Genomic DNA, 13,800 nt, shown 5'->3' with positions numbered 1-13,800 from the left:
GGGCGGAGGGTACTACTGCAGCGCCAGCATGGTGCCGCTGAGCTCGTTCAGCGGCCCGTAGACCGTGAACGTGACCCGCCCGTTCGGCACCTGGACGGAGACGTCGGCCGCCGCGTCCAGCGCCTGCCCGAAGGAGGCCGCCGACGGGTGCGGCAGCCCGGCGACGACACGGCCGACATTGTTCTGCGCCACGAACGCGGTGTCGGCCGGGCTGAGGTCGACCTGCACCCCGCCCGGCAGCGGGGTCACCGCGACGGCGCCGGCGGAACCGGCCCCCATGGCGGCGAAAACCGAAGCGGCACCGGCGATCAGGGCACCGGCGACCAAAGAACGAACTACCCGCATGAAGATGAGACCTGCTTCCCACGATCGGAGATGAATCGGCCCCGAGCTGCCCGGCGAGCACCCGGCGCGGGGCCTTGCCAACGGCGAACACTCTATGACGGCGATCACGGCATCCGCCAGTCACGGAGAGGTCACCATCCGGCCACCGAATGGTGCCCGCCGGAGCCCGGCGACCGGTGTGACGCCGGTCTTATTACCCCTTTTCGTCGCCTCCCGTTCATTCCGCACGGGGGGCGTCGTCGTTTCCGGGCCGCTAGCATCCCGCCCGTGATCAGAACGAACGCCGCCCTCGCGGCTTGTGCCACCGCCCTCACCCTGGTTCTCACCGGGTGCGGTGGGGACGACGCCGCCGCCTCGTCCAGCTCCAGCTCCGCCGCGGCAACCTCCGCACCGCAGGTCGTCGACGCCGTCAAGGCGGGCACCTTCGTGGTCAGCTTCCGCAGCGCCTTCCCGGCCCTGGCGAGCGGCAAGGACGACGCCGCGCTGAGCAATACCCTCAACCAGACCTGCGGCGACATCAAGGCGGGCCAGACCGAGGCCGACGTGCAGGCGTCGGTGGCGGACCGGGTGGCGGCGAACGGCAAGAAGGCCAGTCCCGAGGAGGCGGCGGCCATCTTCCAGATGATCAAGCTCATGTGCTGAGCCGGTGGCGGCCCGCCCCGGAGGGGGCGGGCCGTACCGGGCGGGCGAGCCGGCCTGTAAGCCGGATCCTGTCCTCGGTTCGCACCGAGTGGCGGCCATCCATCTGGACACACCGTCGCCGGGTGCCTCGAGCGGTCCACCCGCAGGCTCGGGCGAGCAGCCCTCGAACGCCTGCGCAGCCGCACCGCGAACGGTGCGGCCTTCGACCTTGCTCCGGGCGGGGTTTACCGAGCCGCCCCGGTCACCCGGGGCGCTGGTGCGCTCTTACCGCACCGTTTCACCCTCACCACACGGCCCCGAGGGGCCATGGGCGGTCTGTTCTCTGTGGCACTGTCCCGCGGGTCACCCCGGGTTGCCGTTAGCAACCGCCCTGCTCTGCGGAGTCCGGACTTTCCTCGGCGCCGGGCAGCGGCACCGAGGTGCCCGTTCCCGTCGCCGCGGCCGCCCGGCCGACTCGCCCGCCGCTACAGCCTACTCGGTACCGTCATGTGCCATGGAACGTGTCGAGGTCAGTTTTCCGTCGGGGAGCGATCACTGTGCCGCCTGGCTCTACCGTCCGGACGGGGCGCCCAAGCCGCGCCCGCTGGTGATCATGGGACACGGCCTGGGGGCGAATCGGGAGATGGGGCTCGATCGGTACGCCCGGCGCTTCGCCGCCGCCGGGATGGGGGTGCTGGTCTTCGACTACCGGCACTTCGGGGCGAGCGGGGGGACGCCACGGCAGCTGCTGAGCATCGCCAGGCAGCGCGACGACTGGCGGGCGGCGATCGCCTTCGCGCGCACCGTCCGCGGTATCGACCGCACCCGGATCGCGCTGTGGGGCACCTCCTTCGGCGGCGGCCACGTGCTCACCGTCGCGCCGGAGGACAGCTACCTGGCCGCGGTGGTGGCGCAGGTGCCGTTCACCAGCGGGTTCGCCGCGGGAATGCGCAAGGGGCCGACCAGCCTGACCAAGGTCACCGCGATCGCGCTCACCGATGTGCTGCTCGGGCCGGTGCGGCGCAAGCCGATCGGGATCCGGCTCGGCGGGCGCAAGCGGGCTGCCGCGCTCATGAGCGCGGCGGACGTGCCCGCCGGCTTCGGCAGGCTGGCCGAGGAGAGCGAGCGGTACCAGCCGAGAGTGGCGGCGCGGGTGGCCTTCCCGGCGCTGTTCGACGCGCCGGGCAAGCGGGCGAAGAAGCTGCACATGCCGGTGCTCTACACGGTGGCGGACAACGACTCGGTGGTGCCGGTCGAGCCGACGCTGCGAGCCGCCGAGCGCACCAAGCACGCGGTGGTGAAGCGGTACCCGGTCGGCCACTTCGACGTCTACTTCGACGACGTCTTCGAGCAGGTGGTGCGGGACCAGACGGATTTCCTGGTCTCGGTGCTCCGGCCCTGAATCAGCTGTGCCTGCGGAAGATCCGCCAGGTCACCAGCCCGGCGACGGTGCCGAGCAGCGCCTTCGGCACCCAGGGGCGGCGGGTGGGGTCGAGCGCGGCGGTCTGGCCGCGCTGCACCAGTTCCTCGGCCTGCTCGCGGATCTCGCCCGCGCGGCCGGCCGCCGCCCGCACGGATTCGTCCGGCTGCTCGGCGCCGCTCGCCCTGACCTCGGCGGCGATCTCGGCGATCCGCTCCTCGCCCGGCGTTCGGTCGTCCTCGGTGCTGGTCATGGTTGCTTCTCCTTGTCGTGGTCGGGGGCGTCGCGGAGCGGGAGAAAGGGCTCCTCGTCCGGCGGGAGCCCCTGCTCGATCCGCCTGCCGCGGGCGATCTCGGCATTGAACTCGGCGCCGAGCAGCACCGCGATATTGGTGATCCAGAGCCAGACCAGGAAGATCACCGCACCCGCGAGCGAGCCGTACACCTTGTTGTAGGAACCGAAATTCGCCACGTACAGGGTGAATCCGGCCGAGGCGACGATCCACACCAGCACCGCGAGCACGCTGCCGGGGGTGATCCAGGTGAAGCCGGGCTGCTTGGCGTTCGGCGCGGCCCAGTAGAGCAGCGCGATGGCCAGGCTCATGAGAATCGCCAGCACCGGCCACTTGGCGATGTCCCACGCGGTCACCGCCGCGGAGCCGATGCCGAGCCAGCGCCCCACCTTGTCGGCCACCGAGCCGGTGGCGACCACGCCGAGCGCGACGATGCCGAGCAGCGCCACCATGGCCGCGGTCAGCCCGAGCCGCACCGGGACGGTCTTCCAGATCGGGCGCCCCTCCTCGACCTCGTAGATGGCATTGGCGGCGCGGATGAAGGCGCCGATGTAGCCGGAGGCGGTCCAGAGCGCGGTGGCGACGCCGATGAGGGCGAGCGGGCCCGCCGCCGACTGGCTGCCCTGCAGCTCGTTCACCGCGTTCACCAGCAGGTCGGTGCCGCTGCCTGGACCGAGTTCGCGGATGGTGTCGATCAGCTCGGCGGTGGCGGTGGGGCCGAGCGAGCCGAGCAGCGCGGTGAGCACGATGATGGCGGGGAAGACCGAGAGCACGCTGTAGTAGGTGAGCGCGGCGGCCCAGTCGGTGACATTGTCCCGCTGGAACTCGCCGATCACCCGCTTGAGCACGCCCCACCAGGTGCCCTTGCGCAGCACCCGGGGGCTGCCCGACCAATCGATCGGGCGGAACTTCGCTCGCATCGCCACGTCCGGCATGGTTCACCTCCCGGTCTCCGGCCGGGTACCCGGGCGCCCGGCAGGCAAACGGGGGGTGGAAGGCACTGCGCGGCAGCCGCTTCCGCCTGCGCCCGGCGGAGGTTGTGCGCAGCGCCCCTTTTTCGCCGACGGCAGGCCCCCTGCCGCGCCGGTGCTCAGTGCTTGTCCGCGCGGGCGAGCACCTCGTTCAGCCGGGCCGCGACGGCGGTGACGTGCGGCTCCACCATCATGTGCAGGTGGTCGCCCGGTACCGGGAGTACCTCGAAGGCGCCGCCCGCGTACTGCGCCCAGCCGTTGTTGTCGCTGTCGAACATGCTGCCGACCGTCTTGTGCGCGAAGTCGACGCCGCGCGGCAGCTCGCCCTCCGCGCGCAGCAGCGTGATGTCCCGGTCCAGCGGCGTCAGCTCGTGCTCGAGCAGCGCCACGTAGTTGGCGTGGAACACGTCGTAGAGCCGCCGGATGGCCTGCGGCGAGCTCTCCGCCGGGAGGATGCCGGAGCCGATGGCCTCGGCCAGCATGACGTCGAAGAGCGCGTCGGCGCCGTGCACGTCCGGCTGGAACTCGGTGCGCACCGCCTGCTCGCCGCGGGCGTACCAGATCAGCTCGAGGAAGAACCAGCGGATCAGCTGCTCCTCGGCGATCGGCTCCCGGTGCTCCAGCCTGCGCAGCGCCATGGTGTCGAGCAGCGTCACGCCCGCGACCTGGTCGGCGGGCAGCAACCGCGCCATCTCCAGCGCGACGGTGCCGCCGAACGACCACCCCGCCAGGTGATACGGCCCCTGCGGGCGCACCCGGCGCACCGCCTCCAGGTAGGCGGCGGCCATGGCGGGGACGGTCTTCTCCGGGGTGCTGCCCGGTTCGGCGCCCGCCGCCTGCAGCGCGTAGACCGGCCGCTCCGGGTCGAGGTGCCTGGCCAGCGCCAGGTAGCAGAGCACGTTGCCGCCGATCGGGTGCACCAGGAAAACCGGCGTCTTGCCCGGCCGCTCGGGCACGGTGATCGGGACCAGCGGGTCGAAGGTGCGCCGCACCGAGCCGGAGCGCAGCAGCGCCGCGAGCCCGGCCGCGGTCGGCGCGCCGACGAAGGCGTCCAGCGGCACCTCGACGCCCCAGCGCCGGGAGAGCCCGAGCACCACCCGCATGGCGCCGATGGAGGTGCCGCCCGCCGCGAAGAAGTCGTCGTCCGGGCCGATCTCGCGCAGCCCGGCGAACTCGGCGAGCAGGTCGACCGCGCTCCGCTCGTACTCGTCGCTCGGCTCACGGCGCGTGCCGGTGGATTCCGGCGCGGCGGCGGCGCGGGCGCGCAGCGCGGCGTCGTCGCGCTTGCCGCTCGGGGTGGTCGGCAGCTCGGCCACCCAGACGAAGCGGCTCGGCACCATGTGCGCGGGCAGCACCGCGCGCAGCTGCTGGCGCAGCGCGCTCTGGTCGGTGACCGTGGCGTCGCCGACCAGGAAGGCGATCAGCGCGCCGTCGATCCCGCCGAAACCGCGCGCGACCACGGCCGCGTCGGTGATTCCGGGGAACCGGTCGACCAGGGCGTGGATGGCGATCTCCACCTCGGCGGGCTCCACCCGGAAGCCGCGGATCTTCACCTGGCTGTCGCTGCGGCCGAGGCAGACCACGTCGCCGGTGTTCAGCCGGAGTCCGAGATCGCCGGTGCGGTACCGGATCCCGCCGCCAGGCCCGGCCACGAAGCGCTGCGCCGTGAGCGCGGGGCGGGCGTGGTAGCCGTGCGCGAGGGTGCGCCCGGCCAGGTAGAGCTCGCCGATCACGCCGTCCGGTACCGGGCGCAGCGCGAGGTCGAGCAGCTCCACCGCGTCGCCGGGGACGGCCCGGCCGATCGGCGGCAGCGCCGGGTACTCGGCGGCCGGGCCGCGCAGGGCGAAGGTGGTGGCGACGTGCGATTCGGTGGGGCCGTATTGGTTCTCCAGCAGTAGCCCCGGCACCGCGGCGCAGAGCGCGCGGATCTCGTCGGTGATGCGCAGCTGCTCGCCCGAGGACACCAGCACCCGCAGCGCGACCGGGAAGCGCTGGCGCGCCACCGCCGCCTCGGCGAAGGCCTGGAGCGCGACGTAGGGCAGGAAGAGCCGCTCGATGCCGTCCGCGATCACGGTGTCGAGCAGCTCCTCCACGTCGGCGCGCAGGTCGGCCGCGCTGACCCGGAGCGTGGCGCCGGCGGCCAGGGTGCTGAAGATCTCCTGGAAGGCGACGTCGAAGCTGAGCGGGGCGAGTTGCAGGGTGCTGGCCGGGCCGAGCCCGGAAGCGGTGCGGTTCTGCCACTCGACCAGGGCGGTGAGGCCGCGGTGCGGCATGGCGACGCCCTTGGGTTCGCCGGTGGAGCCGGAGGTGAACAGGACGTACGCGATGGACTCCGGGCGTACCGGGGGCAGTGCGAGCGCGGGGCACGCACCGGCCGCGCCGGTTCGCTCGGTCGCGACGGGTCGCTTGGCCGCAGCGGTTCGCTCGGCCGCGGTGGTTCGCTCGGCCGCGACGGGCACACCGGCCGCGGTCGGCAGACCGGCCGCGGCGAGCACCGTCGCGGCGTCGAGGACGAGCGCCGGCTCGGCGACGATGTCGGCGTGCTCGGCGTCGGCGATCACCCGGTGCGGCCGCGCCCGGTCGATCATCAGGTTCAGCCGGACCGGCGGGTAGCCGACGTCGAGCGGCACGCAGGTGACGCCGAGCCGGGCCAGCGCGAGCACAAGCAGCACCAGTTCCGGGCGACGGTTCATCAGGATGCCCGCCCGGTCGCCGGGGGCGATGCCTGCGCCCGCCAGCGCACGGGTCAGCGCCTCCACCCGCTCGACCAGCTCGGCGTAGGTGATGCCACCGGTGTCGCCCGCCAGCGCGATGGCACCGGGGTGCAGCGCGGCCGCCTCGAAGACCAGCGTGCCGACATCACGCGCGGTGGCGGGGCCCGCCGCCGCGGACGGGTCGGCGACGATCCCGGTCAGCATGCGCAGGTGGGTGAGGGCGACGGTCTCGCACTGGTCGCCGGTGAGCCCGGCGTCGCCGTCCACCCGCAGCCAGTGGCTGCCGTCGCGCGGGTCGGCGACCACCGTGACCAGGAGCTGGAAGTTGGTGTCCTCGCGGACGTCCACCTCGCCGACGCGCACCGCGCCCTCGACCAGCAGCGGGGCGAGCAGGTGGTAGTCGAGGTAGTTGAAGGCGGTCTCGAACACCGGCCCGCCCTCGGCCAAAATGGCGCGCAGCGGGTAGCGGCGGTGCGGGTAGGCGGCGCGCTCCCGCTCGGCGATCCGGAGCACCGCGTCCAGCCAGGTGGTGGCGCTCGCCTCCAGCCGGATGGGCAGCGTGTTGAGGAAGAGCCCGGCGACCCGCTCGGCGGCCGCCAGGTCCGGGCGGCCGTGGCCGACCACGCCGGTGGTGACGTCGGGTCGGCCGGTCAGCACCCGCAGGCTCAGGCAGTGCGCGGTCAGATACACCGCCTTCTCCGGCACCCGGTGCTCGGCGGCGAAGGCGGCGACCCGCTCGGCCAGCGACCGCGGCACCAGTGCCCTCGCCCTCGGCGGGGCGGCGCCCGCGGGCTGGTTGGCGCGCTGCGCGATGAGCGCGGTCGGCTCGGCGCCTGCCAGGCTCGCGCGCCAGAACTCGCGCGACGCCTCGTCCTGCGCGGCGATCGTCTGGGCCCTGGCGTACTCGGCGAGCACCGTGGCCGGGTGCGGCTCCGGGTCGATCGGGGCGCCGCCCGCACCGATCCGATGCAGGTAGTCCTGGAACAGCTCGAGCATCGCGGTGGCGACGCTCCAGCCGTCCAGCAGCGCGTGGTGGAAACTCAGCACGAGGTCGAGCACGACGCGCTCGGCGGCCGAGGCAGTGTGTCGCGAAGCGAGGTTGTCGCGCAGAAAGACCCGTGCCTCGTGCAGCGGTGCGACGGCCGGGTCGTAATCGGCGTGCCTGCGCTGCTGGATGTACTCCTCGACCGCGGCGTCGGCGAGATGCCGCTCGCCCTCGGTGAGGTCGACGACGTTCAGCCGGTACAGCGCCTCGGCGTGCACCACCTGCAGCGGCACCGAGTACCGGCTCAGCTCGAAGGACGAGCGCAGCGCGGGCTGCCTGCGGACCAGCCCCTCGAAGGCGGTGCGGAACTCGGCCTCCCGCCACGGCAGCTCCAGCCGGTACCGGAAGACGTCCTTGTAGGTGATCGAATCGGCCCGCTCGATGCTGTGGTAGAGCATGCCGAGCTGCAGCGCGGTGGCCGGGAAGGCGTCCTCGGCGCGGTGCAGCGCGGCCCGGTCGATGAGCGGCACCGTCTCCAGCGCGGCGGTGACCGGGGCGACGAGCGCGGACGGCCCGGCGGCGACCACCTCGGCCAGCCCGGCGATGGTCGGGCGCTGGTAGAAGGCGTCCACCTGGAAGCACAGCCCGGCGCGCTCGGCGGCGGTGCGCATGCTCAGCGCCAGGATGGAGTCGCCGCCGTGCGTGAAGAAGTTGTCGTGCACGCCGATCCGCTCGAGGCCGAGCAGCTCGCACCAGACCGCGGCCAGCGCCGCCTCGACCGGGGTGCGCGGCGCCACCGCGGCCTCCCCCGCGTCGGCGACCTCGGCGGCCAGCGCCCTGCGGTCGAGCTTGCCGCTGGCGGTGAGCGGGATCCGGGCGACCCGCAGCAGCCTGCTCGGCACCATGTACCGCGGCAGCCGCTCGGCCAGCCGGGACTCGATGCCCGCGGCGGTGGCCTCGCCGACGTAGTAGCCGAGCAGGTGCGCGGTGTGGCCCTCGCGCTCGTCGAGCACCGCGGCGGCCCGCACGCCGGGGCAGCCGAGCAGCGCGTTGCGCACCTCGCCGAGCGTCACCCGGTTGCCGCGGATCTTCACCTGGTCGTCGAAGCGGCCCAGGTACTCCAGGGTGCCGTCGGCGCGCCAGCGGGCCAGGTCGCCGGTGCGGTAGCGGCGCCTGCCCGGCACCGCGAGGTCGGCGACGAAGGCGGCGGCGGTGAGCTCGGGGCGGTTCCGGTAGCCGCGCCCGACGCCGATACCCGCGATGTTCAGCTCGCCCGCGATGCCGGGCGGCAGCCTGCGGCCGCGGTCGTCGAGGACGAGCAGGTCGATATTGTCGATCGGCCGCCCGATCGGCACCACCGGCACCGGGGCCCGGCGCGGGACCTCGAAGTGCGAGACGTCGACGGTGCCCTCGGTGGGGCCGTACAGGTTCACCAGCAGTGGCCGCTCCAGCCGGGCCGCGGCGTAGGCGGTGCGGAAGCGCTGTACCAGCGCCGGGGGCAGCTCCTCGCCGCTGCAGAACACCAGCCGCAGCGTGCGCAGCCGGTACACCGCGTCCCGATCGGACTCCAGCTCGTCCAGGAAGGCGGCGAACAGCGAGGGCACGAAGTGCAGCACGGTGACGCCGTGCTGCTCGACCGCGGCCAGGATGCGGCGCGGGTCGCGCTCCCCGCCCGGCTCCAGCAGCGCCACCGCGGCGCCGGTCGCCGCCCACCAGAACAGCTCCCACACCGAGACGTCGAAGGTCGCCGGTGTCTTCTGCAGCACGATGTCGGCGCCGGTCAGCGGGTAGCGGCGCTGCATCCAGGCGAGCCGGTTCACCACCGAGCGGTGCTCGATCTGCACGCCCTTGGGGGTGCCGGTCGAGCCCGAGGTGTAGATGACGTACGCCAGCCCGGCCGGGTGCGAGCGGTTCTCCACCCCGCGCGGCAGCGGCCGCACCTCGCTCGGCGCGATCCGGGTGATGCCGAGCCGCCGGTACACCCGGTCGTGCTCGGCGTCGGCCAGCACGAAGCGGGCGCCGCAATCACGCAGCACCGTCTCGATCCGGCTCGCCGGGTACGCCGGGTCGAGCGGCACGTAGGCGCAACCGGCCCGGACGACGCCGTGGATGGCGGTCAGCATGCCGGTCGATCGGGGCAGCACCACCGGGACGCAGTCGCCGCCGGTGGCGCCGAGATCGGCCAGCTTGGCGGCGATCCCGGCCGCGGCCGCGGCGAGCTCGCGGTAGGTCAGCGGGGCGGCAGCCGGTTCGGCGGGCAGCACCGCGATCCGCTCCGGGGCTGCCTCGACCTGCTCGAGCAGCTGCCGGTCCAGCGTGGTGTACGGGAACTCCGCGCGCGGCCCCGCCTCCAAGCTCGCGATCCGCTCGGCGGCGCGGTAGCCGAGCAGCGGCAGCTCGCCGACCGGCGTCTCCGGCGCGGCGAGCGCAGCGGTGAGCAGCGCGCCGAACGAGCGCAGCGCCGCCTCGATGGGCAGGTGCTCGTCGAAGACGTCGGGGTCGTAGAGCAGCTGCAGCGTCACCGAGCCGTCGCTGCCGCTCTCCGCGACCACGATGCTCAGCGCCTCCTGGCCGGGGCCGGGGTTGAGCATGGCGCACTTGGCGAGCAATTCCTGCACGTAGGCGGCGTCCGGCAGCTTGGTGAAGGAGTAGGAGACGTCGTAGAGCGGCGGCGAAGTCGGGTCGGGCGCGAGCGCCTTGGTGAGATCGCCGAAGGGGAAGCGCTGGTGCCGCTTTCCCACCTTGATCTGCTGCGCGACCTGCGCGGCGAGCGCGGCGAGCGGCTGGTCGCGGTCGACCCGGACGCGCAGCGGGACGGCATTGGTGCGGTGCCCGAGGGTGCGGAAGGTCTCCGGCGTGGCCCGGTTCAGCATGGGGACGCCGAGCACCACCTCGTCGGTGCGGTGCACCGCGGTGAGCCAGGCGGCCAGCGCGGCGGCGGTGTAGGCGTACACGCTGAAACCGGTGGCGCGCACCCGGTCCATGAACTCGCCGGGGATCATGGTGCCGTAGTGGCCGCGCACCACGAGCGGGCGGCCGGAGCGGCCGGGGAAGAGCGCGGGGCGCACCCCGTCCAGATTCGCGAGCAGCGTGGCGCGATCCGCCTCGTACTCCGCGGAGGCCAGGTAGGCGGCGTCGGCGGCGGCGATGGCGCGGTAGGTGGCGGCCGAGCGGTCGGTGTGCTCGTTCACCGGCTCAGGCCGCGCCAGCTGGTCGAGCGGCACGCCGGTCATGCGGTAGGCCGAGTCCAGCTGCGCGATGATCAGGTTCAGGCCGTAGCCGTCCATCATGGCGTGGTGCACCGAGATGAACAGGAAGAACCGGTCCGGGCGGTCCACCACCGCGGCCAGCCGGGCCGGGTGCTCGGGGGTGTCGGCGGCGCCGACCTCCCGCCACATCCAGCGCTGCGCGGCGGCCTCCGGGTCCGGCTCGCCGGTCAGGTCGGCCACCCGCACCGGGGCGATGTCGTCGCTCACCCACTGCCGGAACTCGCCGTCGGCGAAGCCGAACCGCAGCCGCAGTGAATCGTCGCCCCGCAGCACCCGCTCCCAGCAGGCCTGCAGCCGCGGCGGATCGAGCGGCGCGTCGATCCGGAAGCTCAGCACCGCCTGGGCGACCGGCTCCGGCGCCAGCCGGAACGCCACGCCGAGCACGTCCCGCTGATACGGGCTCACCGGCCAGGTCTCGGCCGATTCCCCCTGCCCGCCTTGCTTTTCGGTTGTCAAAAGATCACTCCTCGACGCATTGCGAAATCACGAGCGGCACGGCCGCCGATTCCCTCTCCCCGGATATCGACGGCCACTTCGTCGGTGTGCACTCGGTGCCGAGCCGTGCCAGGACGCGGAGCCTGCCATCGGTCGCGGTGGATCGTGGCGCGTGCGGATCGGGTCAGAGCGCGCCGAGCAGCGCCCGCACCGTCTCGTCGGCCAGCCGCTCCGCCCGCGCCGCGGAGAGGGCGGGCTCGGCGTAGCCGACGTTGACGGCCAGCTCGCCGTGCAGCACGGTCGCGGTCGCCGAGACGAAACCGCAGACCGAGGTGCCCGCCACGAACTGCGCGCCGGAGATCCGCCACGCGCCGAGCTGGTCCGGGAACGCGGGGCGCTCCAGGTAGGTCAGGCACAGATGGCCCGGACCGTTCCGGTCCAGCATCGTCACCGCCGACCCGGCCGCCGCCGCCGATTTCGGCGACGTCAGCCGGAGCAGCTCCAGCGCGGCGAGATGATCCCGATCGGCGAGCCTGGTGCCGAGCTGTCCCTCCAGCTCGGCGGCGACCTCCCACAGCGGTTTCCACGGCGCGTACTCCGCGGTGGAGCTGATCAGCCCCTGGTAGACCCCGACCTCGGCATCCGAGACCGGCAGCTGGTCGCGGAAGCCGAGCAGGCTGCCGATGGCGTAGGTAGCCGTGGTCTCGGCCCCCGCCTCCCGCGCGGTGGCGCCGATCAGCGCCGCCGCCAGCGCCGCCCGCACCCCGACCCCGTGCTGGGCGCAGCGGGCGAGCAGCGTCTCCAGCCGCTCCCCGGCGATCCGGCGGTGCAGCACCCGGCTGCGCCGCAGCTTCGGCTCGGCCAGCTCGGCAGGCACCAGCCGCCTGGCCCGCCTGAACCGGGCCTGCTGGTCGCGCAGCACCGAGCTCGCCAGGTGCTTCGCCCCGCCGACGCCGTCCGGGAGGAGCTGCTCGGCGCCGGGCCGCACCGGGGCCGCCGGGTACTCCCCCGCCTCGCTCGCCGCCACCCGAAGCACCTGCTCGGCCACGGTGAGCGCGCTCTGCCCGTCGCCGACGGCGTGGTGCAGGGTGATCAGCAGATCTGCCCCCGACCCGTCCGCGGCGTGTACGAGCACCGCGCGGGCGAGCGGACCCGCGGCGGTATCGAAGGGCTCGGCGAGCTCGGTGCCGTCGATCTCGGCGAGCCAGCCCTCCGGCTCGGCGGCGGTCACCTCGCGCAGCGGGATCTCCCGCTCGACCGCGGTGAACTCCGGCTCGGTGCCGTTCGGCTCCGCGGCCACCGCCACCCGGAGCGCGGGGTGCCTGCGCTGCACCTCGGCCAGCGCCGCGCGCAGCGCCGCCGCCTCGACCGTGCCGTGCACCCTCGCCCGCGCCACCACGTGCAGCGGGGCCAGTTCGTCGGCGATCCAGTACCAGCGCTCGGCCGGGGTGAGCGCGCGCGGCAGCTCGGCGACCGGACCGTCCAGCGGCGGGAAGGTCATGGGCTTGCTCAGCTCGCGCAGGAAGAACTCGGTCGGCGCGAGCCGGAAGTAGGTGTTGCGCAGCGCGACCAGCTTGCCGTCGGTCATCTGCTCGATCTGGCTGAGCGCGCGGGAGCCGTCGACGAACATGGCCGAGCGCTCGATCCGCGAGCGCTCGTAGCGGCGCAGCCCGAGCGCCGGGTCCACCGCCGAGCGCAGCGCGGCGGCCAGCGCCACCGCGTCCTCGATGGCGGCATTGGCGCCCTGGGCGAGCGCGGGAAGCATGGGGTGCGCGGCATCGCCGAGCAGCGTCACCCGGCCCCGGCCCCACGCGGTGAGCGGCGGGCGGTCCTGGGCGGGCACCGCGAGGATGGCGTCCTCCTCGGTCTGCTCGATGCAGGCGCGTACCTCGGGGGCCCAGTCGGCGTAGAGCCGGAGCAGCTCGGCCTTGCCGCCCTTCCAGTCCGCGGCCTCGGCGGCGGGCATCGTCTTGGTGCCCCACCAGTAGACCCGGCCGTCGCCGATGTCGTGCAGCCCGAACCGCATGCCGGTGCCCCAGTAGTGCGTGGACGAGCCGGGCGCGACCGCCGCGTGCTGGAACGGGATGCAGGCCAGCCAGCACACGAAGCCGCCCGGTCGCGGGTCGGCACGGCCGTGCAACTGAGCGCGGACCACCGAGCCGATGCCGTCGGCGCCGATCAGGGCGTCGCCCTCGGCGATCCGGCCGTCGGCGAACTCGACCCGCACGTGGTCCGGGCCGTCCACGAAGCGGGTGGCGCGGGCGCCCAGGTGGATCGGGGTGTCGCCGGCCGCGGCGCGCAGCGCGTCGTGCAGGTCGGCGCGGTGGATGGCGATGCTCGGCGCGTTCAGCCTGGCCTCCTGCGTCTGCACCGGGAGCACCCGCAGCGGTTTCCCGTCCGGGCGGCAGAAGCGGAAGCTCTCCACCTTGGCGCCGCGCTTGCGCAGTTCCTGCTCCAGCTCGGGGCCGAGGGTGCGGAGCGCGTGGATGGCATTGGCCTGCACCGAGAGCGCCGAGCCCTGCGTGCGCAGCTCCGGCCCGGCCTCGTAGATCTCGACGCCGATACCGGCGCGCCGGAGCGCGACCGCCGCGGTCAATCCACCGATTCCGGCACCGAGCACAACGACCTTCGCCGGACCGACCATAGAACGCGCACTCCCCTCGAACATCCCCGGCGCTCGGGCCGGGGCCGCACCGGCACCACATAGCGAGAATGCCCTGCTCGCAACCGATTTCACCGGGCGGAGGG

The 13,800-nt window shown here is 73.8% G+C and carries 7 protein-coding genes and 1 other RNA gene; 2 read left to right on the top strand and 6 right to left on the bottom strand.

Going from position 1 to position 13,800, the window contains the following annotated elements; all coding sequences use genetic code 11:
- Positions 1–12 precede the first annotated feature (12 nt).
- Complete coding sequence (locus tag NH2_RS17685) at positions 13–345, bottom strand: hypothetical protein (RefSeq protein WP_067655010.1); 333 nt, start codon at positions 343–345, stop codon at positions 13–15.
- A 267-nt stretch (positions 346–612) separates the two neighbouring features.
- On the opposite strand from NH2_RS17685, the gene NH2_RS17680 reads away from it, so the two are divergent.
- Entirely contained in the window at positions 613–987 is a 375-nt protein-coding gene (locus NH2_RS17680; RefSeq protein WP_067655008.1) for a hypothetical protein, read from the top strand.
- A 41-nt stretch (positions 988–1,028) separates the two neighbouring features.
- On the opposite strand, the gene rnpB is transcribed toward NH2_RS17680, so the two are convergent.
- Positions 1,029–1,444, bottom strand: an RNA gene (gene rnpB / locus NH2_RS17675) — RNase P RNA component class A.
- 36 nt (positions 1,445–1,480) lie between these two features.
- On the opposite strand from rnpB, the gene NH2_RS17670 reads away from it, so the two are divergent.
- The gene (locus NH2_RS17670) at positions 1,481–2,368 is read left to right on the top strand and encodes an alpha/beta hydrolase (protein WP_067655005.1); all 888 of its coding nucleotides are present in this window, start codon (positions 1,481–1,483) and stop codon (positions 2,366–2,368) included.
- A 1-nt stretch (position 2,369) separates the two neighbouring features.
- Here NH2_RS17670 and NH2_RS17665 read toward each other — a convergent pair whose 3' ends face one another.
- The 4 genes from NH2_RS17665 to NH2_RS29260 form a co-directional block, all read right to left on the bottom strand.
- Entirely contained in the window at positions 2,370–2,639 is a 270-nt protein-coding gene (locus tag NH2_RS17665; RefSeq protein WP_067655002.1) for a hypothetical protein, read from the bottom strand.
- Positions 2,636–3,598 carry a YihY/virulence factor BrkB family protein gene (locus NH2_RS17660; protein WP_245650649.1) on the bottom strand — a complete coding sequence of 321 codons (963 nt, stop codon included), beginning with the start codon at positions 3,596–3,598 and terminating at the stop codon, positions 2,636–2,638. Before NH2_RS17660 ends, NH2_RS17665 begins: the two co-directional genes overlap by 4 nt.
- Positions 3,599–3,768: 170 nt before the next feature.
- A complete protein-coding gene (locus NH2_RS17655; protein WP_067654996.1) occupies positions 3,769–11,073 on the bottom strand; it encodes a non-ribosomal peptide synthetase in 7,305 nt (2,434 codons plus the stop codon).
- Positions 11,074–11,236: 163 nt separating this feature from the next.
- On the bottom strand, positions 11,237–13,696 hold the full coding sequence (locus NH2_RS29260; RefSeq protein ID WP_169811503.1) for an FAD-dependent monooxygenase: 2,460 nt from the start codon (positions 13,694–13,696) through the stop codon (positions 11,237–11,239).
- Positions 13,697–13,800 lie beyond the last annotated feature (104 nt).

Source organism: Nocardia harenae NBRC 108248, from assembly GCF_001612885.1.
Taxonomy (GTDB): Bacteria; Actinomycetota; Actinomycetes; order Mycobacteriales; family Mycobacteriaceae; genus Nocardia; species Nocardia harenae.
This window is presented reverse-complemented; position numbering and strand designations above follow the sequence as displayed.